This window comes from Mesorhizobium sp. M8A.F.Ca.ET.165.01.1.1 (genome assembly GCF_004792065.1).
Taxonomy (GTDB): domain Bacteria; phylum Pseudomonadota; class Alphaproteobacteria; order Rhizobiales; family Rhizobiaceae; genus Mesorhizobium.
Genome location: NZ_SRTH01000008.1, coordinates 186,851 through 211,700 on the forward strand (window position 1 = coordinate 186,851; position 24,850 = coordinate 211,700).

Annotated in this window: 20 protein-coding genes; 14 read left to right on the forward strand and 6 right to left on the reverse strand. The window is 63.8% G+C overall.

Features of this window, described 5'->3' with window-relative positions; genetic code table 11:
- Positions 1-152: 152 nt before the first annotated feature.
- From EN808_RS21895 to EN808_RS21905, 3 genes are all read right to left on the reverse strand, one after another.
- Positions 153-938, reverse strand: coding sequence for a TIGR02186 family protein (locus EN808_RS21895; RefSeq protein WP_127870763.1), 786 nt, complete (start codon positions 936-938; stop codon positions 153-155).
- A complete protein-coding gene (locus EN808_RS21900; protein WP_127870764.1) occupies positions 938-1,861 on the reverse strand; it encodes a sulfite exporter TauE/SafE family protein in 924 nt (307 codons plus the stop codon). Before EN808_RS21900 ends, EN808_RS21895 begins: the two co-directional genes overlap by 1 nt.
- Positions 1,862-2,052: 191 nt before the next feature.
- Complete coding sequence (locus EN808_RS21905; protein ID WP_135916873.1) at positions 2,053-6,123, reverse strand: peptidoglycan-binding protein; 4,071 nt, start codon at positions 6,121-6,123, stop codon at positions 2,053-2,055.
- 453 nt (positions 6,124-6,576) lie between these two features.
- Between EN808_RS21905 and EN808_RS21910 the strand changes: the two genes are divergently transcribed.
- From EN808_RS21910 to EN808_RS21945, 8 genes are all read left to right on the forward strand, one after another.
- Positions 6,577-7,038 carry a MerR family DNA-binding transcriptional regulator gene (locus tag EN808_RS21910; RefSeq protein ID WP_127279760.1) on the forward strand — a complete coding sequence of 154 codons (462 nt, stop codon included), beginning with the start codon at positions 6,577-6,579 and terminating at the stop codon, positions 7,036-7,038.
- A 271-nt stretch (positions 7,039-7,309) separates the two neighbouring features.
- Complete coding sequence (locus EN808_RS21915) at positions 7,310-9,100, forward strand: acyl-CoA dehydrogenase (protein ID WP_135916874.1); 1,791 nt, start codon at positions 7,310-7,312, stop codon at positions 9,098-9,100.
- Between the two features lie 45 nt (positions 9,101-9,145).
- A complete protein-coding gene (locus EN808_RS21920) occupies positions 9,146-10,318 on the forward strand; it encodes an acyl-CoA dehydrogenase family protein (protein ID WP_127279758.1) in 1,173 nt (390 codons plus the stop codon).
- A 34-nt stretch (positions 10,319-10,352) separates the two neighbouring features.
- Positions 10,353-11,561 (forward strand): acetyl-CoA C-acetyltransferase, encoded by a 1,209-nt coding sequence (locus EN808_RS21925; RefSeq protein WP_027141981.1) that lies wholly within the window; start codon positions 10,353-10,355, stop codon positions 11,559-11,561.
- A gap of 13 nt (positions 11,562-11,574) precedes the next feature.
- Positions 11,575-13,794 carry a 3-hydroxyacyl-CoA dehydrogenase NAD-binding domain-containing protein gene (locus tag EN808_RS21930; RefSeq protein WP_135916875.1) on the forward strand — a complete coding sequence of 740 codons (2,220 nt, stop codon included), beginning with the start codon at positions 11,575-11,577 and terminating at the stop codon, positions 13,792-13,794.
- Between the two features lie 9 nt (positions 13,795-13,803).
- On the forward strand, positions 13,804-14,349 hold the full coding sequence (locus tag EN808_RS21935) for a thioesterase family protein (protein WP_135916876.1): 546 nt from the start codon (positions 13,804-13,806) through the stop codon (positions 14,347-14,349).
- Between the two features lie 176 nt (positions 14,350-14,525).
- Positions 14,526-15,161 (forward strand): helix-turn-helix transcriptional regulator, encoded by a 636-nt coding sequence (locus EN808_RS21940; RefSeq protein WP_127280688.1) that lies wholly within the window; start codon positions 14,526-14,528, stop codon positions 15,159-15,161.
- A 9-nt stretch (positions 15,162-15,170) separates the two neighbouring features.
- Positions 15,171-16,022, forward strand: a complete 852-nt coding sequence (locus tag EN808_RS21945; protein WP_348630938.1) for a thermonuclease family protein — start codon at positions 15,171-15,173, stop codon at positions 16,020-16,022.
- On the opposite strand, the gene EN808_RS21950 is transcribed toward EN808_RS21945, so the two are convergent.
- On the reverse strand, positions 15,988-17,634 hold the full coding sequence (locus EN808_RS21950) for a lysine--tRNA ligase (protein WP_135916877.1): 1,647 nt from the start codon (positions 17,632-17,634) through the stop codon (positions 15,988-15,990). The two genes, EN808_RS21945 and EN808_RS21950, sit on opposite strands and share 35 nt — an antisense overlap.
- A 158-nt stretch (positions 17,635-17,792) precedes the next feature.
- Between EN808_RS21950 and EN808_RS21955 the strand changes: the two genes are divergently transcribed.
- Positions 17,793-18,206 carry a tellurite resistance TerB family protein gene (locus EN808_RS21955; protein WP_127279875.1) on the forward strand — a complete coding sequence of 138 codons (414 nt, stop codon included), beginning with the start codon at positions 17,793-17,795 and terminating at the stop codon, positions 18,204-18,206.
- A gap of 19 nt (positions 18,207-18,225) precedes the next feature.
- On the opposite strand, the gene EN808_RS21960 is transcribed toward EN808_RS21955, so the two are convergent.
- A complete protein-coding gene (locus EN808_RS21960; RefSeq protein WP_127279874.1) occupies positions 18,226-19,074 on the reverse strand; it encodes a transporter substrate-binding domain-containing protein in 849 nt (282 codons plus the stop codon).
- 259 nt (positions 19,075-19,333) lie between these two features.
- On the opposite strand from EN808_RS21960, the gene EN808_RS21965 reads away from it, so the two are divergent.
- The 3 genes from EN808_RS21965 to EN808_RS21975 all read left to right on the forward strand — a co-directional run bounded on the left by EN808_RS21965 (position 19,334) and on the right by EN808_RS21975 (position 21,548).
- Positions 19,334-20,065, forward strand: coding sequence for a LuxR family transcriptional regulator (locus EN808_RS21965; protein WP_127279873.1), 732 nt, complete (start codon positions 19,334-19,336; stop codon positions 20,063-20,065).
- Between the two features lie 98 nt (positions 20,066-20,163).
- On the forward strand, positions 20,164-20,802 hold the full coding sequence (locus EN808_RS21970; protein ID WP_127870771.1) for an acyl-homoserine-lactone synthase: 639 nt from the start codon (positions 20,164-20,166) through the stop codon (positions 20,800-20,802).
- A complete protein-coding gene (locus tag EN808_RS21975) occupies positions 20,799-21,548 on the forward strand; it encodes an enoyl-CoA hydratase-related protein (protein WP_127870772.1) in 750 nt (249 codons plus the stop codon). Before EN808_RS21970 ends, EN808_RS21975 begins: the two co-directional genes overlap by 4 nt.
- 72 nt (positions 21,549-21,620) lie before the next feature.
- Here EN808_RS21975 and ppk2 read toward each other — a convergent pair whose 3' ends face one another.
- A complete protein-coding gene (gene ppk2, locus EN808_RS21980; protein ID WP_127870773.1) occupies positions 21,621-22,529 on the reverse strand; it encodes a polyphosphate kinase 2 in 909 nt (302 codons plus the stop codon).
- A gap of 155 nt (positions 22,530-22,684) precedes the next feature.
- On the opposite strand from ppk2, the gene EN808_RS21985 reads away from it, so the two are divergent.
- The gene (locus tag EN808_RS21985; protein ID WP_135916878.1) at positions 22,685-23,950 is read left to right on the forward strand and encodes an ATP-binding protein; all 1,266 of its coding nucleotides are present in this window, start codon (positions 22,685-22,687) and stop codon (positions 23,948-23,950) included.
- Positions 23,951-24,066: 116 nt separating this feature from the next.
- Positions 24,067-24,792, forward strand: coding sequence for a phosphate signaling complex protein PhoU (gene phoU / locus EN808_RS21990; protein ID WP_127275608.1), 726 nt, complete (start codon positions 24,067-24,069; stop codon positions 24,790-24,792).
- Positions 24,793-24,850 lie beyond the last annotated feature (58 nt).

The following is a 24,850-nucleotide window of genomic DNA, read 5'->3' on the forward strand; positions in this document are numbered from 1 at the left end:
TTTCGTGGCGGCAAGACAGCGGCGATGCATCGCGCTGTCATCCGGAAGGCCGGACCGCTCTGGCGAATGGTATGTGCGTGTTTGCCCCTAGGCTGGGAGGCGGCGGTTTATCGCATGGTGGGGAAAAGGGGAACCCCTCTTTTCCCCGAGCGTCAATCTTTGCGGAACACCAGCCGGCCGAGCCAGCCGGTCACCATGGCCAGCGATATGGCGAACACGCCATAGAGGAACGAATAGTCGTGGGCGACGCGGAAGATCGATTGTTCGAAGCCCGACTTGCGGATTTCGAGTTGCGCCGAACTCTCCTTGATGAACAGGCCGCTCTTGAACAGGAAGGCACGCGCCTTGTGCGTGCCGACCGGCACATTCGGCGCCAGCCTGACCGTGGCGCGAAACAGGTTCTGCGACAGGAATTGCACGCCACCGACATTCTCGCTGTAGAGGCCGGCGGCGGCCTTGCGCTCGCGCAGTGCCGCCGTGAATTCCTCGATCGTCGCCGGGCTGTCACCGGCATCGGCGGGCTGCATATAGAGATTGGAGGCGCCGAGCGATAATTGCTTGTAGCTGTTGGGTTCGGTGATGTCCTGCAGCGGCCGCGTCGTCGCCACCGAATAGGACACCGGCACATTCTCGAAGGTCTCTGAATCCAGATTGATCCAGACGCCCAGCACCCGGTCCTTGCGGCGCACCACCACCGGTTTGGGCGGCCCTTCGAGCACGACGATGACGTCGTAGCGGCCCTGGCGTGCCACCAGCGGGTCGGGATTTTCCAGCGAACCGAAAATGGTCAGGTCGGCGCCGGAAAAACCGGCGGTGATCGACACCGCGTCGGTGGAGAGGCCGATCTGGATGCCTTCCGTCAATGGCGTCTGCGCCTTCGCCGGCGCGACGGTCAGGGACAGGAGAGCGACGGTTGCGAGCGCCTTCATGCCTTTCATCAGTTGAGGCCCAAGCCGGACAACGAATAAAGGTTGGGCGGCGTGACGAACAGATCGATGGCGAGCCGGATCGCCACCGCCAGCACCAGCAGCGCCAGCAGGGCTCTCAATTGCTCGCCGCGCAGCCGCTGGCCGGCCTTGGCGCCATACTGCGCCCCGGCCACGCCGCCGGCCATCAAAAGGAAGGCCAGCATCACATCGACGGTCTGGTTGGTGGTGGCGTGAACCAGAGTCGTATAGGCGGACGTGAAGATGATCTGGAACAGCGAGGTGCCGATGACGACATTGGTCGGCACTTTCAAGAGATAGATCAGCGCCGGCACCATGATGAAGCCGCCGCCGACGCCCATGATCGACGACAGGAAGCCGATGCCGGCGCCAAGACCGAGCACCGGAATGACGCTGACGAACAATTTCGACGCGCGAAAGCGCATCTTCAGCGGCAAGCGGTGGATCCAGTTGTGCTGGCCGGATTTCTTCAGCACCGGTGCCGCACCGCTGCGCGTGGCGCGCAACGCGTTGATGCTCTCGACCAGCATCAGCCCGCCGACGGTGCCGAGCAGCACGACGTAGAGCAGCGAGATGAACAGGTCGAGCTGGCCGAGCCTGCGCAGGAAGCCGAACACGTAGATGCCGGCGGTGGAACCGACGATGCCCCCGGCCAGCAACACGCCGCCGAGCTTGAAGTCGAGCGTGCCTCGCTTCATGTGCGAAAGAACGCCGGAGACGGAAGAAGCGATGACCTGGTTCGCGCCGGTGGCGACCGCGATCGCCGGCGGGATATTGTAGAAGATCAAGAGCGGCGTGATGAGAAAGCCGCCGCCCACCCCGAACATGCCCGACAGGAAGCCCACCGCGGCGCCCATGGCCAGCAGCACGAAGACGTTGACGGAAATTTCCGCGATCGGGAGATAGATGCCCACCCGTCAGTCTCGATCAGTTTGCCTGTCGGCGAATAAAGCCGTTGCGGGCAGTATCGCATCGAAAAGCCAATTTTGTCTTGCGCCGACGCGGCAGCGGGGTCAAACCCCGCCACCGCGCCGAAACAAAAAACAACTCAATCAGTTAACAGGCAAATGTATGGCAAGGCGTCGTGGAAACGACGCTTCTGCCGTTATTTGCGCGCCAGCAATGCCTTGACCAGTTTCTCGTCGACCGCGCCGGTCGCCGGCAGCTTGTTGGCGGTCTGGAAAGCGATGATCGCGTTCTTGGTTTTCTCGCCCATCACGCCGTCGGCGCCGCCTGCGTCATAGCCGTTCTTGTTGAGGATGAGCTGGATGTTCTTGACCGCCTTCTTCATGTCGATGCCGGCGGTCGTCTGCGGCGTGCCTTCCTGCCAGGATTCGGGAATGTCCACCGAATTGGCCGCCGCGTTGAGCGGCTTGGCCTTCCACAATTCTGTTGCGGCGCGCGCCCGCTCGAGCTGCTCGGGCCGCAGCGCATTGGCGATCTCGTCGCGCTTGGCCGCGGCATCCTTGTCGCCGGTCTTGGCGACAAGCGCGAACCACTTATAGGACTCTTCCAGGTTCTGCTTCATGCCGACGCCCTTGGCGGCCAGGATACCGAGATTGAACTGGCTGTCCTTGACGCCGAGGTCGGCGGCCTCCTGGAACCAGTGCGCGGCCGATTCATTGTCGGTCACGCCGTCGGCGGCCATGGCGAACAGCACCGCCAGATTGTGCATGGCACTGGCGTTGCCCTGCGCGGCGGCGAGCTGGTACCAGGTCTTCGACTTCTTGATGTCGCGTGCGACGCCGATGCCCTTCTCGTAGAAATTGCCGATGCGGTATTCGGCCGGCGCGAAGCCGAGTTCCGCCGATTTCTCGTACCATTTGGCGGCCGCCGGCATGTCTTCCTTGACGCCGCGCGACTCGGCGTAGCGCGAGCCGACCTCGAACAGTGCCTTGGCGTCGCCACCGGCGGCGGCGTCACGCAAGGCGGCCGGGCCGGCTTCGGCCGGGATGTCGAACTTGGTCGCGGCTGTCGCCGCCGGCTTGTCCATCGGCGCAACGGTGCCGGTCGTGTCGTTGGCCGTTGCCTCGGCGGCTGCCGTTGGCGCGGCTGATGCAGGTTGGGCATCGGCATCCGTCGCCTGCGTACCGCCGGTGACGGCGGCTGGTGCCGGATCCGTTAAGGTGGGAGCAGCGGTCATCGGAGCAACAGGCGCCGGCGAGGCCGAAGCCATCGCGTCGGGAGCCATGGCCGGCGCGACGGGTGCTGGAGCGGGCTCGGCCGCAGGTGCTGGCATCGCGTCCGTATCAGACGGCATGGCCATGACGGTCTGCGCCGCCATGTCGTCCTTGCTTGCCGGCTCGGATTGTTCCGCCTGCCTGACGGTAGGGGCCGGCGCGCTGTCCGTCGCCGCCGGCTGGACTTCGGTCTTCGGCTGGCTGGCGGCATCGACAGATGCCGTCTTCACCGGCTGCGAGGCGACGATGGGAGCCGCGTCGTTGCTTGCCACCTGGGCGGGATCCGAAAGAAACGCCTTGCCAAGCTGCAGGCCGGCAAGCGCCAGCATGATCGCTGCCGCCGCCATCAGGATCGGCTTGCGCCGCGCCTTGAGCAGGTCACCTATCCTGAGCGCCTTGACCGGGCCTTTCATCGTCGACTGGCGCTTCAGGGCGTCGGCCTCGGCCGCGGCCGCCTGCGCCGCGCGCCGGGCAGCGGCGATGAAATCCGATTTCGCGGCGTCGCTGTCGCCGGGCTTTGCCGGTTGTCCCCGCTCGTCGCGCACGCGCTTCATGATGGCATTGAGGTCGGGCGCGCCGGAGCCGGGCTCCAGCGGGCGGTTGGCGACTTTCGGGTCGAGCGGCTCGTCGAGATCGACACTCGGGATATCGGCGTCCGGCGCCGGGCCGGCCAGCGGCGGAACATCCGCCGCCTTCTTGCTCTTGAAGGCGCGCGCCAGCCCGCCGAACATCGACTTGCGGCCAGCAGGCTGGTCTTTTCTGGTGGTGGCGTCGGAACCGAGTGCGGCCATCGCGGCGGCGGCGGCGGCTTCCGCCGGCGAGCGCGCCCCCGGCCGGGCCGAAAAGCCCGATTCGACGTGCAGTGCCGGCTCGACTGACGAAGCAGGCTCGGCGCGCAATATGGCTGCGGCACGCGCGTCCAGATCGGCCATGTCGCCGGTCAGCGGCAGCGGCTCGTCCATGGTCATCGACGGCGCGTTCACCGCCATCTTGGACCGCCGTGCGCCACGCCAGCCGCCCGGTTCGGTCGGAGCCGCATCCAGCAGTTCGCTTACCGCTTCGGACGGGTCGCTGGTTTCCAGCGAACCCAGCCTGTCGACGATCTTGAGCAGTGTATCGTGAATGGCCTCGAAGGTGCGCGAATTGCGTTCGTCGGAACGCCGCGTCAATGTCTCCAGTGTCTTCAGATCCTGGGCGAGGCCGGAAACCGCGGCCGTATTGGTGCTCGTTCCGGCCAGCGAGCGCACGGCGTTCTCGGCTGCCTCGCGTGCGGCGCCGAGGATGGAATCGCGGGTCCCGGCCAGCGCTTTCTCGATTTCGTTGAGGCGCGGGCTGATGTCCTCGAAGTCCGGCAGCGGCGTGCTGGGCCTGGAAAGATGCGCCGACAGGCCGGCGACCTGAGCCTCCAGGCTGCGGATCAGCGCCGGATCAATGCCGGCCACCTGGGCCGCCGAGGCGTCCAGCCGGCTTGAGATATCCTCGAGCCGGCTTTCCAGCCCGCGGATCGCCGCCTCGCCGGCGGGATCGGGAGCGCGCGTTTCCATGCGCTTGGCCAGCGCGGTGAAGCGGGCATCGATGGCGTCCATGATGCCGGCGCTGTCGACCTGCGGCATGCTGCGCTGGTCCAGCCGGTCGGCAACCTCGTCCAGCCGGCGCTCGAGATCGCGAAACAGCATGTTGCCCTGTTCGATGGCGTCGCCCTGGCGACGCTCCATCATGCCCGACAGCACGTCGAAGCGCTGCTCCAGCCCGTGGAAGATGTAGTCGGCGTCGGGCATGGCCGGCGCCTGATCGATCTTGTCTGCGATCAGCGCGATCTGCTTGGCGAGCCGTTCCATCGCCTGCTCGGGCAGGTTGGCGCGGCCGGCGAGGTCATCGACCCGGCTCGACAGTGTGTTCAGCCGGTCGATCACGACATTGCCGGGACGGTCCTGCGCCACTTCCTCGATCTGCTGCGCGAGCGAGTCGATCCGCTTCTCGATGCGCTCGAAGGCTTCGTGGTCGATTGAATTCGCCTGTGCGGCGACTGTCGAGGCCACGATGGCGCGGGAAATCTCGTCCAGCCGCTCGTCGATCATGGCCAGCGTGCCGCCGCCGCGATTGTCCTGCTGGCTGGCGAAATGGTCGACCGCGCCGGCCAGCGTGCGGACCTTTTCCTCCAGCGAGCGCAGCGACAGCGATTCCGGCAGGTTGTTGACGGCGTTGCTGATCTGCTCCAGCCGGTCGGTCAGGGCCGCGAGGGCGGGATCGTCGGAGCGCTTGCGCTGGTCGGCGTCGACGCGGTCCTCGAAGGCCGTCCAGCGGCGGTCGAAATCGTCCCAGCGGCGGTCGACCTTCTGCACGCTCTCCTCGCGCGCCAGCGTGTCGAGCGCGGCCTTGACCTGCTCGAGCTCCAGCCGCAGCAGGTTGACGCTCCTGTCGTCACTCTTCTCCGACAGCGATTTGATGGCGCCGGAGAGCCGCTCGAATTCCACGCCGAGTTCGGCGCTGCGCTTGCCTGTCGCGCCGGGCTTGGCGTTCGCCTGGAAGGCGCGGTCGATGTCCTTGCGCAGCGCGTCGAATTCGCGCTGCAGGCCTGAAGTCACCTGGTGGCGCAGTTCCTCGCGCATGCCGCGCAGCTCGCCGGCGATCTTGCCGACCATGGCGACGCTGTCTTCCTGGCCGCGCACGCGGTCGATGTCGCGCGCGATCGCCTGATAATTCTGGTCGAAGGCGGGCGAAGGCGCCGGGTTCTGCGCACGCGGTGCCGGCTGCGGATCCTCATACCAGCGCTGCTGGGCTGTCGGCTGTGCGGCGGGATAACGCGGATCGGTGGCGGGGTAGCGCGGATCGGCGCCATATTGGCGAGGAACGGGCCGTGCCGTCGCGTCCTCACGCGTCTGCCCCAGGCGCTGCTCCAGGGTCTCCAGCGAGCGGTTCAGCTGCTCGAGCGTTGTCTGCGGCTTGCGCTGCCTGCCGGCATTGAGTGTATCGAGGTAGGACCGCTTGCTGTTCATCGGTGCGTCCGTCTTTCAGATTGGCCGGCTTGCGACCAGCTCCCCAAGTCCCTGCCGGAACGAGGCGACCGCGCTTCCATGTCACGGTGGAAGACAAGCTTCCCGGGTTTGACCCGCGCTCCGAAAAACCGTGAAAATTCGATACAGGATAACCACGGGTAGCCGACACGCGCACATTTCGCCCAACGTGGTAAACAACGCGTTAACCAAGCTTAAGAAGTTGCAAGGAAGTTGGCTGTCGCGACTTCCGGTGCGGCATAAAGCACCGTTCTCAGAACGCCCTTGCGTCATGAGGCGGCTATCGGTATAGAATTGACGTAAACGTAAATGGCGCACAACTGTGCTGTTTTGCGATTTGTTTGTTGAAACCACGGCCGGAAGCACGCCCCCGCTTCCAGTCAGGCGACGCATGGTCCAGGACCGCGACGCCACCAGACGGGGAAGCCAGTAACCATGAAGCTTATCTCGGCCGGCGAGACCGCGGCCAATACCAATAATGCATCCGTCGAAGCCGGCGAGGATCTCTCCCGCATCGGCGAAATGGCCAAAAAGTACGGCGTGACGCTGCGTACGCTGCGTTTCTACGAGGACAAGGGCCTGCTCAACCCGCAGCGCGACGGTTCGACCCGTCTCTATACGCGCCGCGACAAGGCCAGGCTGAAGCTGATCCTGCTCGGCCGCAAGGTCGGGTTCTCGCTGCGCGACGTCAAGCAGATGATGGACCTCTACGATCCGACCGGTTCCAACACCAAGCAGTTGCGCCTGGCGCTGGACAAGTCGGAGAAGCAGCTCGCTCGCCTGCAGAAGCAGCGGGCGCTGATCGACGACGCCATCAATGAGCTCAGCGGCTCGATGTCGGCGGTGCGTCAGATGTTGGCCGAGCGTTCGGCGCCGCAGGCGAGCGTCGCCAGCTAAGCCAGTCTGCTCACGCCGACCTGTCGGCCCTTCACCATCAAAGCCGCGTGGCCATGCCGCGCGGCTTTTCGCTATCTTTGGCCTGCTGTTTCATTCTGGCTTGCGCGATGCCGCAACGCTAGGCTCCGCGCGCCTGGCGGCGGAAATCTTGTCGCATCGAAAATATTGACGTTTACGCAAACGTCAATATTTGCTATTGCGGCTTCGACATTGGCCCGCTTGCCGCGCACGGCTTGATTTCGAGGCCTAATCCGCATGGTGGAGGAAAAGCATGCCGATCTACAGGGCCCCGGTCCAGGACACGCTGTTCGTGCTCAACGAAGTGCTGGGCTATCAGCGCTATTCGAACCTTCCCGGATTCGCCGACGCAACGCCCGACGTGCTGGAGGCAATTCTCGCCGAAGGGGCCAAGCTCGCCGAGAACGTCATGCATCCGCTCAATCGTGTCGGCGACATGGAAGGCTGCGTGCGCCATGACGACGGCTCGGTGACCACGCCCAAGGGCTTCAAGGAAGCGTTCGACCAGTATCGCGAAGGCGGCTGGATGGGTCTGGCGGCCCCCGTCGAGTTCGGCGGCCAGGGCCTGCCCTATGCCGTGCACACGGCGGTGGCCGAATACATGGTGTCGGCCAACATGTCGCTGATGATGTATCCCGGCCTGACCCAGGGCGCGATCGCCGCCATCATCACCCACGGCACCGACGAGCAGAAGGCGACCTGGCTGCCCAGGATGGTCGAGGGCACCTGGACCGGCACCATGAACCTGACCGAGCCGCATTGCGGCACCGATCTCGGCCTGCTGCGCACCAAGGCGGTGCCGAACGGCGATGGCACCTACAAGATTTCAGGCCAGAAGATCTTCATCTCGGCCGGTGAGCACGACATGTCGGACAACATCGTCCATCTGGTGCTGGCCCGCATCGAAGGCGCACCCGAAGGCGTCAAGGGCATCTCGCTGTTCATCGTGCCGAAGCTCAAGCTCGACGCCTCGGGCAATCCGGGGACAAGAAACACCGTTTCCTGCGGTTCCATCGAGGAGAAGATGGGCATCCATGGCAACTCGACCTGCGTCATGAATTATGACGAGGCCGAAGGCACGCTGCTGGGCGAGGCCAATGGCGGCTTGAAGGCGATGTTCACGATGATGAACGAGGCCCGTCTCGGCGTCGGCCTGCAGGGCCTTTCACTGTCGGAGATCGCCTACCAGAACGCCGTCGCCTACGCCAAGGACCGTTTGCAGGGCCGCTCGCTGTCAGGCCCGAAGGCGCCGGACAAGAAGGCCGACCCGATCATCGTTCATCCCGACATCCGCCGCTCGCTGATGACCATGAAGGCTTTCAACGAGGCCGGCCGCGCGCTGGCGCTGTGGACTGCCATCAAGTCCGACATCGCGCACCGCTCCGCCGACGACAAGGACCGCCAGGCGGCCGACGATTACACTGGCTTGATGACGCCGGTGGTCAAGGGCGTGCTGACCGACAAGGGCTTCGACCACGCTGTCATGGCGCAGCAGGTGTTCGGCGGCCACGGCTATATCGAAGAGCACGGCATGAGCCAGTTCGTGCGCGATGCCCGCATCGCCATGATCTATGAAGGCGCCAACGGCATCCAGGCGCTCGACCTCGTCGGCCGCAAGCTCGGCTTGAATGGCGGCCGCGCCATCCAGGCCTTCTTCAAGGAGGTCGGCGAATTCTGTGAGGAAAACCGCGTTGATGAGAAGATGGCGCCCTTCACCAAGGGTCTGAAGAAGGGACTCAACGATTTGCAGGCGGCGACGATGTGGCTGCTGCAGAACGGCATGGCCAAGCCCGACAATGCCGGTGCGGCCTCGACCGACTACATGCATCTCTTCGGCCTCGTGGCGCTGGGTTACATGTGGGCGCAGATGGCCAAGGCGGCGCAGGGCAAGACCGGCGCCAACGGCTTCCAGCAATTCTACGACAACAAGGTCGTGACGGCGCGCTTTTTCATGGAACGGATCATGCCGGAAACCTCGGCGCACCTCGCCCGTATTTCGAGCGGCGCCGATACGCTGATGGCCCTGCCGGCGGAAGCGTTCTAAACTCGGTCCCGCTAGCCTTCTATCTGTCGATACGCGGAGGAAATCGTGGCGACAAATCCCGCCGAAGTGCTCTCCTTGCCGAAACCAGCCTGGGCGGCCGACGAGGTCGGCATGCTCTACGACATGGCTACACGCTTCATGTCGGAGGAGATCGCACCGCGCTACGACGAGTTCGAGAAGAACGAGATGGTCGACCGCGAAAGCTGGCTGAAGGCCGGTTCCGCCGGCCTGCTCTGCGCCTCGATGCCGGAGGAATATGGTGGCTCGGGCGGCACCTTCGCGCATGAGAGCGCCATCATCGAGGCGATCGGCCATGTCGGCGTCGACGGTTTCGGCATCGGCCTGCACAATTCGATCGTGGCACCCTACATCCTTCACTACGGTTCGGAGGAGCAGAAGAAGAAATGGCTGCCCAAGCTCGCCACCGGCGAACTGATCGGCGCCATTGCCATGACAGAGCCCGGCGCCGGCTCCGACCTGCAAGGTGTCAAGACCCGTGCCGAGAAGGACGGCAACCAGTACAAGATCAACGGTTCCAAGACCTTCATCACCAACGGCCAGCTGGCGAACTTCATCATCGTCGTCACCAAGACCGATCCGGAGAAGGGCGCCAAGGGTACCTCGCTGATGATCGTCGAGACCGATGAGGTCGAAGGTTTTCAGCGCGGCCGCAACCTCGACAAGATCGGGCTGAAGGCCAACGACACCTCGGAACTGTTCTTCAACGATGTGCGCGTGCCGACCGCCAACCTGCTCGGCCATGAGGAGGGACAGGGCTTCGTCCAGCTCATGCAGCAATTGCCGCAGGAGCGGCTGCAGATCGGCACCGGGGCGATCGCCATGATCGAGCGGGCCCTGGCGCTGACCATCGACTACGTCAAGGAGCGCAAGGCCTTCGGCAAGGCGATCATCGACTTCCAGAACACCCAATTCAAGCTGGCCGAGCTGAAGACCGAGGCCACCATCGGCCGCGTCTTCTACAATGACTGCGTCACCCGTCACATCAATGGCGGCCTCGATCCGGTCACGGCCTCGATGGCCAAGTACTGGCTCTCCGACCTGCAGGGCAAAGTCGTCGACGAATGCCTTCAATTGCACGGCGGCTATGGCTACATGAATGAATATCCGATCGCCCGCATGTTCCGCGACGCTCGCGTCCAGCGCATCTACGGCGGCACCAACGAGATCATGAAATTGCTGATCGGACGCTCGCTCTGAGCAGCTCTCTTCAGCGAACCCAAGGAGCATGAAAATGGCCGAAGCTTATGTCTATGACGCCGTGCGCACGCCGCGCGGCAAGGGCAAGAAGGACGGATCGCTGCACGAGGTGCCGGCGGTGCGGCTCGCCGCCAGGACGCTCGAGGCACTGCGCGACCGCAATGGGCTGGACACCGGCACGGTCGACGACATCATCTTCGGCTGCGTCGACCCGGTCGGCGAGGCGGGCTCCGTCATTCCGCGCGCCGCCGCCTTCGAGGCCGGCTACGACACCAAGGCACCCGGCATGCAGATCTCGCGCTTCTGCGCCTCCGGGCTGGACGCCATCAATTTCGGCGCCGCCAAGATCGCGCAAGGCGCCGATGAAATCGTCATCGCCGGCGGCGTCGAATCGATGTCGCGCGTCGGCATGGGGATGTCCGGCGGCGCCTGGTTCATGGATCCTTCGGTCGGCCTGCCCGGCTGGTTCGTGCCGCAAGGCATTTCAGCTGACCTGATCGCCACCAAATACGGCTTCTCCCGCGACGACGTCGACGCCTACGCGGTCGAAAGCCAGAAGCGCGCCGCTAGATCCTGGGCTGATGGCCGCTTCAAGAATTCGGTCATCCCGATCAAGGACCAGAACGGTCTCACAATTCTCGACCATGACGAGCACATGCGGCCGTCGACCGACATGCAGTCGCTCGCCTCGCTCAACCCGTCCTTCGTCATGCCTGGTGAAATGGGCGGCTTCGACGCCGTGGCGGTGCAGAAGCATCCCGAGGTCGAGGAGGTCAACCACGTCCACCACGCCGGCAATTCGTCCGGCATCGTCGATGGCGCCGCCGCCGTGCTGCTAGGCTCGAAGAAGGCCGGCAAGGCCATGGGCCTCAAGCCGCGGGCCAGAATCCGCACCTTCGCCAACATCGGCTCCGAGCCGGTGCTGATGCTGACCGGCCCGGTCGACGTCACCGAAAAGCTGTTGAAGCGCGCCAAGATGAAGCTGTCGGATATCGACCTGTTCGAGCTCAACGAGGCCTTCGCCTCGGTCGTATTGCGCTACATGCAGGCCTTCGAGATCCCGCACGACAAGATCAACGTCAATGGCGGCGCCATCGCCATGGGCCATCCGCTCGGCGCCACCGGCGCGATGATCTTCGGCACGGTGCTGGACGAACTCGAGCGCCGCGACTTGAACACCGCGCTGGTAACGCTCTGCATCGGTGCCGGCATGGGCACCGCAACCATCATCGAACGCGTCTGACGGGGAGAGAACGATGACCTACACCAATTTCACCCTCGACACCGACGCCGACGGTATCGCGCTGGTCACCTGGAACAGCCCTGACCGCTCGATGAACGTCTTTACCGAAGAGGTGATGCGCGAGTTGAACGCCATCGTCGACAAGGTGGCTGGCGATGCCGCCATCAAGGGCGCGGTGATCACTTCCGGCAAGGACAGCTTCTCCGGTGGCGCCGACATCACCTTGCTGCAGAAGATGCTGACCAGCTTCGCCACTGACAAGGTCAAGGACGTAGAAAAGGCGACCAAGGCGCTGTTCGACAATGCCGGCATCATGACCGGCCTGTTCCGCAAGCTGGAAACCTGCGGCAAGCCATGGGTCTCGGCGATCAACGGCACCTGCATGGGCGGCGCCTTCGAAATGTCGCTGGCCTGCCATGGCCGCGTCGCCGCCGACTCCGACAAGGTCAGGATGGCGCTCCCCGAGGTGAAGATCGGCATCTTCCCCGGTGCCGGCGGCACCCAGCGCGTGCCGCGGCTGACCGACCAGCAACAGGCGTTGCAGATGCTGACCTCCGGCCAGACGCTGTCGCCGCAAAAGGCGAAGTCGATGGGCCTGATCCATGAGATCGCCGAACCGGCGAAGCTGGTCGAGACTGCGAAGGCGATGATCAGGAACGGCCTCAAGCCGGTGGCGCCGTGGGACGAGAAGGGTTTCAAGCTGCCCGGCGGGCCGGTTTATTCTGCCGCCGGCGCCAATCTGTGGCCGCCTGCCATCGCCATCCTGCGCCGCGAGACCCATGGCAATTACCCGGCCGCCGCGGCGATCCTCAAATGTGTCTATGAGGGCCTGCTGGTGCCCTTCGACACCGCGCTCAGGATCGAGCAGCGCTATTTCACCGAGATCATGCAGACGAAGGAAGCGGCGGCGATGATCCGTTCGCTGTTCGTGTCGCTGCAGGAGCTGAACAAGGGCGCGCGCCGCCCGACCGGCGTGCCGGACACCAAGTTCAGGAAGATCGGCATCCTCGGCGCCGGCTTCATGGGCGCGGGCATTGCCTATGTCACCGCCAAGGCCGGCATTCCGGTGGTTCTGCTCGATCGGGATATGGACTCGGCGCAGAAGGGCAAGGCGCATTCGGACAGCCTGGTCTCGGACCAGGTCAAGAAGGGCCGCGCCAAGCCCGAGGAGAAGGACAAGCTCCTGTCGCTGATCACGCCGACGGCGGACTATGCCGACCTCGCCCGCTGCGATCTCGTCGTCGAAGCGGTGTTCGAGGATTCCGCTGTCAAGAAAGCCGCCACCGAACAGGCGGAGGCCGTGCTCAAGTCGTCGGCGATCTTTGCCTCCAACACCTCGACCATCCCGATCACCGGTCTCGCCAAGAATTCGGCGCGGCCGAAGAATTTCATCGGCATCCACTTCTTCTCGCCGGTCGACAAGATGATGCTGGTCGAGATCATCCTGGGTAAGAAGACCGGCGACAAGGCGCTGGCCACGGCGATCGACTTCGTGCGCGCCATCAAGAAGACGCCGATCGTCGTCAACGACACGCGCGGCTTCTACGTCAACCGCTGCGTGCTGCGTTACATGTCGGAAGCTTACAAGATGCTGATAGAAGGCGTCCCGGCGCCGATGATCGAGAATGCCGCGAAGGCCGCCGGCATGCCGGTCGGCCCCTTGGCGCTGACCGACGAGACCGCCATCGACCTCGCCCAGAAGATCATGAAGCAGACCATCAGGGATCTCGGCGAAAAGGCCGTCGACCCCAGGCAGATGGCGCTGATCAACACCATGGTCGACGACCACGGCCGTTTCGGCCGCAAGAACGGCAAGGGTTTTTACGACTATCCGGCCAAGCCCGCCAAGAAGAAGCTCTGGCCCGGCCTCAAGGACCTCTATCCGCAGCTGGCACCCGAGAAGGTCGACTATGAGGAGCTGCAGCAGCGCCTGCTGGTCACCATCGCGCTCGAAGCGGCACGGGTGATGGAAGAGGGTATCGTCACCGACCCGCGCGAAGCCGATGTCGGCTCGATCCTGGCCTTCGGCTTCGCGCCCTATACCGGCGGCGCACTGTCCTATATCGACGGGATCGGCGCCAAGCTGTTCGTCAAGATCGCCAAGGGGCTGCAGAAGAAGTACGGCGCCGAGTTCAAGGCGCCCAAGCTGCTCCTCGACATGGCCGAAAAAGGTGAGACCTTCTACGAACGCTTCGATCCCTATGCCAAGGGCGACGTGAAGCAGGCCGCCTGATATCGCGCCATGTATGTCTGGGCGCGCATGGCGCGCATGCTGGCCACGGCGCGTAGCCGTGGCCCCTATGTGATGGCTGGTGAAGGCCGGCTGGCCTTTCGCTGCCTGCCGACCGACATCGACTTCAATGTCCATCTCAACAATGCGCGCTACATGATGCTGGCCGACCTTGGCCGCATCGACCTGTTTGTCCGCGCCGGCCTCATCACGCTGGCGAGGAAGAATGGCTGGGCGCCGATGATGGGCGGTCTGCAGGCCGTCTACGCCCGTGAGATCCGGTTGTGGCGGCGCTTCGAAGTGGTGTCCTCGATCGAGACCTGGGAAGGCACCCAAGTCATCGGCAAACACCGTTTCGTCCTCGACAATGGCGAGACGGCCGCGCTGATCCTGACGACGGCCGGGGTCTGTGACCGCAAGGCGCGCCGCTTCCTCGACATTGACGAGGTTGTCGCCGCACTTGGCCGGGCGGTGAACCCGCGTCCGCCGACAGAGGCGGAACGGATTTTCATGACCTCGCACCAGGGACTGCGCGGCCTGGCCAAATCGTCCGGCTGATCAAGTCGGCGATGGCGGCATTGGCCGGATAGCTTATCCGCGGCTTTGGCCATGACCGTGCCGTCGTTGCGGCACACAGCTTTGTTCGTGATCCGCCGGCCTCGCTGGTGGACAACGCAGCCGTTGCGCGTTAGACAGGAAGAGGCATTTTTTCCTGTTTCGAAGGAGAGCACGTCATGCTCTCGCACGACCGCGTCTGGGCTGCCATCGATGCTCTTGCCGAGCGCTATTCGCTTTCGGCGTCGGGTCTGGCAAGGCGCGCGGGACTGGATTCAACTGCCTTCAACAAATCGAAACGCCTGTCTTCGGACGGCCGGCCGCGCTGGCCTTCGACCGAATCGCTGGCCAAGATCATCGAGGCGACCGGCGCTTCGCTGGACGAATTCACGGGACTGATCGAAGGCCGGGGCGCATCGCCCGCCAGCCGGCGCGCCGTGCCGTTGCTCGGCTTTGCCCAGGCAGGCGCCGGCGGCTTCTTCGACGATGCCGGCTTTCCGGCGGGGCAGGGCTGGGAGCTCGTCGAATTGCCGGCGCAATCGACCGAAAGTTCCTATGCGCTGCAGGTGCAGGGCGATTCCATGCTGCCGCTCTACCGCAACGGCGACGTCCTCATCGTCGAGCCGGGCGCCGCCACGCGCAAGGGCGATCGCGTCGTCGTCAAGACGACATCAGGTGAGGTGATGGCCAAGGTGCTCGAGCGACAGACCGTCAAGTCGATCGCGCTGGTCTCGCTCAATCCGGAGCATCCGGATCGCGACATCCCAATGCGCGAGGTCGAATGGGTGGCGCGGATCGTCTGGGCAAGCCAATAGGTGCAACGGGTGCGACTTCCTCATCTTGTCCTGGCGGTTCTGATGGTTCCGGCGATGGCGGCGCTGGTCGTTGCCGGCGGACGCACGCTGAAGGGTAGCGAAAGCACTGTTGCGTTGGATCAGATCGATCCCGGCGCCGATACGCTCCCGCAGGCTGACGCCGGGACGGTGCCGGAAGAACCTGCCACCTCCGCTATACCTGGTCCGCAGCCGCCAAAGCCGGCGGTGCATTCGCGGGCGATCGATCCGGATGTCATCACGCCGCCAGAAATGCCCGCCGGGGAGCCCGAGCGGGTCGAGCCGCGCGCGCCGCTGAGCAAGCTGGCGCTCGCCGTGCCGCCCAAGCCGAAGATGCCCGACGACTGGCACGGCACAAAGCTGTTCCAGCCGGTCGCCCCGGCCGCCGGCCTGATCGAGGCGAAAGGCTATTCGGTCGCCATTTCCGGCATCGATGTCGTCGGGCAGGACGAGACCTGCACCACCGATGGCAAATCCTGGCCGTGCGGCGTCCGTGCCCGCACGGCATTCCGTTCCTTGCTGCGCGGCCGCGCGGTGGTTTGCCTGGTGCCGCCGGAAGGTGGTCGCGACCTGATTGCCGCGGAGTGCCGGATAGGCAAGCAGGATGTCGGTCAATGGCTGATCGAAAACGGCTGGGCGCGCGCCGCCAAGGGCGGGCCCTATGTGGAAGCCGGTGACAAGGCACAAAGTGCGAAGAAAGGTATTTTCGGACCGGCGCCGAACCTAGCCGGCATCCCGGCCGCGCCGGCCGCCACCGCCCCGGCGCCTCAGGCGCCGGGTTCGATCCTGGAAGAGGATGGCGGCGTCCTCAAGCCAGCTGACCAGCCAACGCCTTCTGAATGAGCGAGCGGGTCTCGGTGACGCCGTAGAGCGCGGCGAAGGATCCGAAGCGTGGGCCGCGTTCCTGGCCAATCAGCACCTGATAGATCATCTGGAAGAAGGCGCCTGAAACGCCGGGGCCGCCTTCTGGGCTCTGCTTGGAATGATCCTGGTAGCGTTCGATCTTGCGCGCCACGTTGAGCGAGGCGTTCTGGATCGCCTCGCCGCCGGCGTCCGCCGGCAAGTCGGCAAGCGCCTTTTCGAGAGCCACCAGCGCTTCGCGTTCGACCTCGTCGGCCGGGCGAAAGGTCTTCGTCGGCTTCACGAAATCGTCGAAATAGCGGATCGCATAGCCCGTCAGCCGGTCGAGTTCGGGATGGGTGGCAGGGGTCACGCCCTGCACATGGCGCGAGATGAAGCCCCACAGCACATCCTTGTTTTGCGCATTGGAGGCGCTGACCAGGTTGAGCAGCAGCGAGAACGGCACCGGCATGTCGATGGCGGGCGGATTGCCGTCATGCATATGCCAGACCGGGTTGCCCAGCCGCTCCTTCCACTCTTGGCGGGGATAGGCGGCGAGGAAAGTGTAGTATTCGTCGACCGCCCGCGGGATGACGTCGAAATAGAGCTTCTTCGCCTGCCTGGGCCGCTGGTACATATAGAGCCCCAGGCTCTCGGTCGGCGCATAGGTTAGCCATTCGTCGATGGTCAGGCCGTTGCCCTTCGACTTGGAGATCTTCTGGCCGTTCTCGTCGAGGAACAACTCGTAGACGAAATGCTCCGGCGCCCGCCCGCCCAGTATGTTGCAGATGCGGTCATAGACCACCGCATTGGTCTGGTGGTCCTTGCCGAACATCTCGAAATCGACGCCGAGGGCCGCCCAGCGCATGCCGAAATCCGGCTTCCACTGCAGCTTCACTCTGCCGCCGGTGACCGGCAGCGTGGTTTCGGTGCCTTCATCGTCGAAGGTGATGGTGCCGGCCTTGGCGTCGACATGCTTCATGGGAACGTAAAGCACGCGCCCGCTCTTCGGCGAAATCGGCAGGAAGGGGCTGTATGTCGCCTGCCGCTCCGGCCCGAGCGTCGGCAACATCACCGCCATGATCTGGTCGTAGCGTTCGGCGGCGCGCAACAGCATCGCATCGAAGCGGCCTGACTTGTAATATTGCGTCGCGCTGGCGAATTCGTAGTCGAAGCCGAACGTGTCGAGGAAGCGGCAGAGCATCGCATTGTTGTGGTCGGCGAAGCTCGCATAGTCGCCGCCGAAGGGGTTGGGCACCGATGACAGCGGCTTGTGCAGATACGGCTCGAGCGCCGCGCGATCCGGCACGCTGTCGGGTATCTTGCGCATGCCGTCCATGTCGTCCGAAAAACACAGCAGCTTGGTCGCGACCTTGTCCTGCGTCAGCACGCGGAACGCATGGCGCACCATGGAGGTGCGCGCCACTTCACCGAACGTGCCGATATGCGGCAGGCCCGACGGTCCATAGCCGGTTTCGAACAGGATCGTTTCGGGAAAGTCGGCGCCCTTGTAGCGTTCAATGATCTTTTTGGCTTCCTCGAACGGCCACGCCTTGCTCTCGGCCGCCGCCGCCAGCAGTTCGGGATTGAGATCGATGATGTTTGATCCCGCCATGGTCCTGTTTTCCAAAATTATTCGCCGCTCGGGCTGCAAGTGTCGATTTTCAACCGGTCTCTAGGCGCGCATGGCCGGAGCGTCAACGCGTGGGGCGCTTTTTCCTTGCGGCCTCAGGCTCCCCTTCCTACCTTCGAAGCCCGTCCAAGGAGTAAAGAATGCCGTCGCCCACCCCGCACGAAGCGCTGATTTATCTGATGGTCATCACATCGGCCTCCGACCGTGACATGACCGATGTCGAACTGGCCAGGATCGGCGAGGTCGTCCGCTCGTGGCCGGTGTTCGAGGATTTCAAGCAGGACCGGCTGGTTGCCGTGGCTCAGGCTTGTCAGAAGCTGTTGCATGAAAAGGATGGCCTGGAGGGTGTCCTTACCCAGGTTGCCGAGGCGCTGCCGGAGCGATTGCGCGACACCGCCTATGCGGCGGCCTTCGAAGTGGCTGCCATCGATCTCGAAATGCGTATGGAGGAAGTGCGGGTGCTGCAGTTGATCCGCCGCCAGCTCGATCTCGACACGTTGACCGTGGCGGCCATCGGCCGTGCGGCCAAGGCGCGGCTTCGCACGCTCACCTGAAGGCGAGCATTACGCCGGATCAGAAAAAGCTGACCGGGAAATAGCGCAGGTAGAATTCGGCGAAGGTGCCTTTCATCGAAATCTCCTGCAGCGCGTAGTCGAGGGCCGCGGCCAGTGCCGGATTGTCCGCTCGCGTGGCGATCGCCATGCCGGTGCCCAGATATTCGGGCGCCAGATAGGGGCCGCCGGCAAAGCGGCAGCAGCCGGCCGCGTCGGAGCCGCCGAGCCAGAAGGCGAAGCGCATGCCATCACCGAAGGCCGCATCGATCTTGCCGGCCTTCAGATCGCCATAGAGGGCTTCCGGCTTGTCGAAGGGAACCACCTGGACCGTGCTGAAATAGTCGCGCAGCATGCGTTCATGCGCCGAGCCTGATATCACCCCGACGCGCTTGCCGTGCAATTTATCGAAGATCGGTTCCGCCAGCGCCTTGTTCTTCGGCATGATGAAGCGCGCCGGGAACTGCAGGTAGGCGCGCGAGAAGGCGTATGTCTGGCGCGACTGCGGCGTTGCGGCAATGCCGGCGATGATCGCTTCGCCTTCGCCTTTCCCGATCGCGCCTTGAAGCTCCGCCCAGGGCAGCGCCTGGATCTGGCACTTGTCGACGATGCCGAGCTCCGCGCAGATGGCGCGCGCCAGGTCGATATGGAAACCCGACAGCTTTCCCGCGCCGTCGAGGAAATTGAAGGGCGGAAAATCCGTGGTCGTCAGGAACCGCAGCCGCGGCAGTGCCGAAAGGTCCGGCTTGGGCAGCCGCTCCTTGGCGTCCCACAGCACCGGTACCTGGGGCTCCGCGCGCGCCCCGGGAATCCAAGCCAGTGCCGCAATGAGCGCCACTGCCAGGACCTGGAACCGCCATTGGAACGCCACGATAGAACTCCCCGCACCGTGCTCGTGCCGGTTTTGGTACGAAAATGGTACAGGCACAATGCTTTTTGATTTCAACGCTTCGATTTCAGGATATGATTCGCTGAGTTTGCAAACAAGCGGTGGCTGCCCTGGTGGGGGTACCAGGGTCGAGAACCACAACCGGAAGCGGGCGCTTTGCAATCCGTGGTCAGTGGCAAAGTGCCGGCAAGGCGCGGACCATGGGCTTTAATGCATGAGGCAACATGGGGTTGATGTTGCGATGAGTCAGTTCGATCGGACGCTGGAATACATAGACCAACTGCAGCACGCCGCGACGGCGGCCGCGGTCTGCGAGAAACTGTTGGGCGTAACATCGGAGTTCGGCCTGACCGCGCTGATGGCCGGAACCGTTCCGAAGCCGGGCACGCCGACGGGTCAGCAAAAGCAGCATGTGCTGCTTTGCGATTGGCCGGTCGAATGGCTGGAGCGCTATGTGGCGCGCAACTATGTCGATCACGATCCCGTCGTCAGTCACATGAAGCAGTTGCAGGCGCCGTTCCAGTGGCGGGAAGCCGCCCAGGGCCTTCGCATCGACAAGAACAGTGGCGAAGTGATGGGCGACGCCGGTGCCTTCAAGCTGCGTGACGGGCTCGCCTTCCCTCTGATCACGCTTGACGGTGAGATCGTCATGGTGTCCCTGGGGGGCGAGGCCGTGGAACTGTCGGCGGCCGAGTTCGGCCTTGTCTCGCTGGTCTCGACCTATGCGGTCGGCCGCGCCATGCAACTCCACACCATGGCCGGCAAGATAATCGACCATATCGAATTGACGCCGCGCGAACGCGAGTGCCTGCAATGGGCCGCCGTCGGCAAGTCCGAATGGGAGATTTCGCAAATCCTCGGCATCTCCGAGCACACGTCGGAGAAACATCTTCTTAACGCCAAAAGCAAACTCGGTGCCGTCAACCGGGTGCAGGCAGTCGCCGAGGCGATAAGGCGCGGCTACATTAGCTAGGTCGGCCGTGCCGGCCTAGCACTTTTCGCCTACGTGATCACGCAATTTTCGCATCGAAGCACGGCCGTATCTTCCCCTGAAACACAGGAGACTACGGAATGCTTTTTTGTCTTTCGACCAAGGAATTGATGGAACGCCCCGATCTCTGGGAGGCCGTCCATCGGCTGCGCTATCAGATATTCGTCGAGGAAATGGGATGGGAGGACCTACGGCGCCCCGACGGATTTGAGGTCGACCAGTTCGATCATGACGAGGCGGTGCATCAGATCGTCATCAGGGGCAATGAAGTCGCGGGCTATCAGAGGATGTTGCCGACCACGCGGCCGCATCTGCTGACCGAGGTGTTGACCGATCTCTCCGAGGGAACGCCGCCGGCGGGTCCCAACATCTGGGAGTTGACCCGCTATGCGGTGGCTCCGGGTTTTCGCGATGGCCGGCGCGGCGTCTCGACCGTCGGCACGGAGTTGATAGCCGGTTTCGTCGAGTGGGGTCTGAAGCGCGGCGTCGACAAGGTGATCATCGAGTTCGAGCCGATGTGGGTGCTGCGCGCGTTGCAACTGCACTTCCTGGCGACGCCGCTCGGCTATCAGCGCACCTATGGCACCCAGCAGGTCGTGGCGACGCTGCTCACCTTCAACGAGCACACGCTGGACGTGGTGCGGTCGCGCCGCAATCATCATGCGCCCGTTCTGGCCAGGGGATATCCCGACATGTTCGGCCAAAGGAGGGCATCATGAACGCGCACCCGCAGCCTGAACTGCGCAACCACGCTCTGATCGTCACCGTATCGTCGAATGACGGCCGGCCGGTGCTCGATAGAAGGGCCTATGAGAGCCTTGCCACGACGTTCCACGAAGCCGCCGAGAACGACGAGGTGCGGGTCGTCGTGCTGCGCGGCCTGGCGGGCTGTTTCTGCCTTGGCGGCGACTTTTCCGAATTCCTGGATGCCACCAAGCATCAGAAGCTGATCGCCGCCGTCACCGACATGTTCCGCATGCTGGCGACGTTTCCGAAGCCCATCCTGGCCTGTGTCGACGGCGACGCCGTCGGCGTCGGTTGCACCATCCTGTTCCATTGCGACATGGTGATCGCGTCGGAAAAAAGCACGTTCCGGGTGCCGTTCGTCGATTTCGGCCTGGTGCCGGACGCGGCGACCAGCATCCTGGCGCCGCAGAAGCTCGGCTATGCCGGAGCTTTCCGCTTCTTCTGCCTCGGCGACACGCTCCGTGCCGAAGACGCCAGGGCGCTCGGCCTCGTCGCAGAGATCGTCCCGGAAGGCAGCGTCGAGGAGGCGACGCTCGGCCGGGCAAGACAATTGGCCAAAAAGCCGGTTGCGGCGTTGCTGCAGACGCGCGGCTTGCTCAAGGGCAACACCACGGCACTTTGCGAGCGCATCGATGAGGAGATATCGCTGTTCCAGCAGGCGCTGCAGGACGACGCCACGCTGCGACGGTTGCAGCGGATCGCGCGCCTGGCGGCCTAGAGCCGCTCGGCTGAGGAAAGAGGACATCCATCAACTGCGCCGCGCTGGCTTTGGCCGCGCGGCGCCAAAGCGTCAGTCCTGCTTGCCCAGGAATGACGGCCCTTCGCCGATGATCTTCTTGTCTTCCTTGCCGACGACATCGAGATCGCGCCCCTCGTAGGGCAGCGACAGGAGGATGCGACGCATCACCGCCAGCCGCGCGCGGCGCTTGTCGTTGGCCCGCACGATGATCCATGGCGCGAACTCCTTGTGGGTGTGCTCGAACATGCTGTCGCGCGCCTTGGTGTAATCGTCCCACTTGGTGATGCCGGCAATGTCTATCGGCGAGAACTTCCAGCTCTTCAGGGGGCTGTAGCGGCGATCGTGAAAGCGCTCGAGCTGCGTCTCCTGGCCGATGTTCAGCCAGAATTTGAAGAAATGGATGCCGTCATTGACGATCATTCGTTCGAAATGCGGCGTCTCGTCGAGAAACTTCTCATGCTGTTCGGGGGTGCAAAAACCCATCACTGGCTCGACGCCGGCGCGGTTGTACCAGGAGCGGTCGAAAGTGACGAATTCGCCCGATGTCGGGAAATGGTCGGCATAGCGCTGGTAGTACCATTGCCCCAGCTCCGTCGGGGTTGGTTTGGTCAGCGCGACGTTGCGCGCCGTGCGCGGGTTGAGGTACTGGCGCACCACGAAGATCGTACCGCCCTTGCCGGCAGCGTCACGCCCCTCGAACAGCGCCATCACCCGCTTGCCGGTCGCCTGCAGCCAGGCTTGCGCCTTGACCAGCTCGATCTGCAATTTCTCGAGCGTCTCGTCATACTCTTCGCTTTTCATCTTCTTGTCGTAGGGATACCCGCCCGCGGTCAGCTTGTTCTCCTCGACCCAGTCCGGAAGCTCGGGATTCTCGATATCGAACTCCCGTTTCTTGCCGCCGATCTTGATGTTCAGCGGACCAGAAGTTGGCGTGACGGAATTTTCCTTGGCGTTTTTCATGCAGGCGAACCCTTTTAAGTGTCTGGACTCATGCTATTGGGAGCCACTACAGGCCGCATGTCCATTTGGACGCGCAAACGACGCTGTAGCACTTTTGATTTGCGGTCCAGCGGAAGTTTCCGTCGCCGTGTGACCGGTGGAGGTTGGGCGCGCGAATGACTGACCTGGGCGCGGAACAGAAAGGCACGGGGCAAGCCATGGCCGCCCGGCTGTGGAACAGCCGCTGGCTGCTTGCGGCCGGGGTCGTGGCGGTTCTGATCGCCTATGGCTTCGCGGGTATTTCCGCCTACGTGCTGGTACCGGCTCTGCTGCTGTTGCTGGCGGCGGCAATATTGCCGGCGGCCGGTGTGCGCCATTCCGCCGAGAGCGCCGGGGCAATCGAGGCGATGGGCTTGCAGCGCCTGTCGGGGGAATATCTCGCGGCCGCGGTCGCCGATCCGCTCATCATCTTCGACCAGGCCGCCACCATCGTCCACGCCAACGCCGCCGCCTTTGCCGCCTTTGGCGGCATCGCGCCCGGCATATCGCTGCCGCTGAAATTCCGGGCGCCGGAAATGCAGGCGCTGCTGGACAGTGTGCTGTCGGGAACCGTCGCCTCGGATGTTGTCGATTACACCGAGAAACTGCCTGTCGAACGGGCCTACCGGGTCAGCGCGTCATCGGTCGGGCATGGCACCGACCTCTATGTGCTGGTCTTCAAGGACCAGAGCGAGGCGCGACGCATAGACCGCATGCGCGCCGACTTCATCGCCAACGCCAGTCACGAGTTGCGCACCCCGCTGGCCTCGATCGCGGGCTTCATCGAAACGCTGCGCGGACCGGCCCGCAACGATCCGGCGGCGCGCGAGCAGTTCCTCCAGATCATGCAGAACCAGACCGGCCGCATGGCGCGCCTGATCGATGACCTGCTGTCGCTGTCGCGGCTGGAGATGAAGCCCTATCTGAGACCGGGAACCGAAGTCGATCTGCGCCAGACCGTCGACAGCGTCATCGATTCGCTCGGACCGCTCGCCCGGGAAAACAATGTCGCCATCGAGCGCGATTTCGCCAAGGGGCCGCTCGATGTGCCGGGCGATCGCGACGAGTTGTTCCAGGTCTTCGAGAACCTTTTGGAAAACGCCTGCAAATACGGCCAGTCGGGCGGCCGCGTCGTGGTGTCGATCGCGCGCGGCGATGACGGTTCCGAACCAGGCATCGACGTGACGATCCGGGATTTCGGCCCCGGCATCCCCGAGGAACATATCCCGCGCATCACCGAACGCTTCTATCGTATCGATGTCGAGACCAGCCGGACCCAGAAAGGCACGGGACTTGGCCTGTCGATCGTCAAGCACATTCTGACGCGTCACAACGCAAGGCTGACGATCCGGTCCGAGGTCGGCAAGGGCGCCGCGTTCTCAGTCCATTTGCCGGCGCACTGATACCGCCCTAGTTTTCCACGGGACCGTTTCTTTTTTCTGTCATCCGGTTAGCGTATCAGCGGGGATTCGAGGAAACGACTCAAAATCAAGACACCCCGTGGGAAGGCATTTCGTCCATGCAGTCCGTTCACACAATGAGCGCCTTTGACGAGGAACTGAAATATCTCTCCAAGCGCATCGCCGCCATGGGCGGCCATGCCGAGCGCATGGTCGAGCAGGCGGTCGCCGCCTTGGTCAATGCCGATCCGGGATTGGCCCAGAAGGTCATTCGCGATGACCTCGTGCTGGATGAGGGGCAGCGTGAGATCGACGACAAGGCGATCATCATCATCGCCAAGCGCCAGCCGATGGCGACGGACCTGCGCGAGATCGTCGGCGCCATCCGCATTTCGGCCGACCTCGAGCGGGTCGGCGACCTCGGTAAGAACGTCGCCAAGCGGGTGGTCGCCGTCATCGACGGCCGTCAGCCGACCAGCCTTTTCCGCGGCCTGGAGGCTCTGGCCAACCTGGCGCTGACCCAGCTGAAGGAAGTTCTCGACGTCTATGCGTCGCGTTCGGTCGACAAGATCGGCTTCGTGCGCGACCGAGACGACCAGATCGATGCCATGTACACGTCGCTGTTTCGCGAATTGCTGACCTACATGATGGAAGATCCGCGCAACATCACGCCCTGTACGCATCTGCTGTTCTGCGCCAAGAACATCGAGCGTATCGGCGATCACGCCACCAACATCGCCGAGACCATCTACTACATCGTCACCGGCGACCAGATGCCGCCCGATCGGCCGAAAAGCGACAAGACGGACAAGATCGGCCTCCCCGCGGCGCTGCCGGTGAAGTGAACGCACGTCCTCTCGAACGCTTGATCATATTGCGCTAAACTACCCCGAGATAAGCTTG

Bases quoted from the DNA above. Each gene is read 5' to 3' on its own strand.
- EN808_RS21895 (WP_127870763.1), bottom strand. From the start codon at position 938: ATGAAAGGCATGAAGGCGCTCGCAACCGTCGCTCTCCTGTCCCTGACC.
- EN808_RS21905 (WP_135916873.1), bottom strand. From the start codon at position 6,123: ATGAACAGCAAGCGGTCCTACCTCGATACACTCAATGCCGGCAGGCAG.
- EN808_RS21910 (WP_127279760.1), top strand. From the start codon at position 6,577: ATGAAGCTTATCTCGGCCGGCGAGACCGCGGCCAATACCAATAATGCA.
- EN808_RS21915 (WP_135916874.1), top strand. From the start codon at position 7,310: ATGCCGATCTACAGGGCCCCGGTCCAGGACACGCTGTTCGTGCTCAAC.
- EN808_RS21925 (WP_027141981.1), top strand. From the start codon at position 10,353: ATGGCCGAAGCTTATGTCTATGACGCCGTGCGCACGCCGCGCGGCAAG.
- EN808_RS21930 (WP_135916875.1), top strand. From the start codon at position 11,575: ATGACCTACACCAATTTCACCCTCGACACCGACGCCGACGGTATCGCG.
- EN808_RS21935 (WP_135916876.1), top strand. From the start codon at position 13,804: ATGTATGTCTGGGCGCGCATGGCGCGCATGCTGGCCACGGCGCGTAGC.
- EN808_RS21940 (WP_127280688.1), top strand. From the start codon at position 14,526: ATGCTCTCGCACGACCGCGTCTGGGCTGCCATCGATGCTCTTGCCGAG.
- EN808_RS21950 (WP_135916877.1), bottom strand. From the start codon at position 17,634: ATGGCGGGATCAAACATCATCGATCTCAATCCCGAACTGCTGGCGGCG.
- EN808_RS21955 (WP_127279875.1), top strand. From the start codon at position 17,793: ATGCCGTCGCCCACCCCGCACGAAGCGCTGATTTATCTGATGGTCATC.
- EN808_RS21965 (WP_127279873.1), top strand. From the start codon at position 19,334: ATGAGTCAGTTCGATCGGACGCTGGAATACATAGACCAACTGCAGCAC.
- EN808_RS21970 (WP_127870771.1), top strand. From the start codon at position 20,164: ATGCTTTTTTGTCTTTCGACCAAGGAATTGATGGAACGCCCCGATCTC.
- EN808_RS21975 (WP_127870772.1), top strand. From the start codon at position 20,799: ATGAACGCGCACCCGCAGCCTGAACTGCGCAACCACGCTCTGATCGTC.
- ppk2 (WP_127870773.1), bottom strand. From the start codon at position 22,529: ATGAAAAACGCCAAGGAAAATTCCGTCACGCCAACTTCTGGTCCGCTG.
- EN808_RS21985 (WP_135916878.1), top strand. From the start codon at position 22,685: ATGACTGACCTGGGCGCGGAACAGAAAGGCACGGGGCAAGCCATGGCC.
- phoU (WP_127275608.1), top strand. From the start codon at position 24,067: ATGCAGTCCGTTCACACAATGAGCGCCTTTGACGAGGAACTGAAATAT.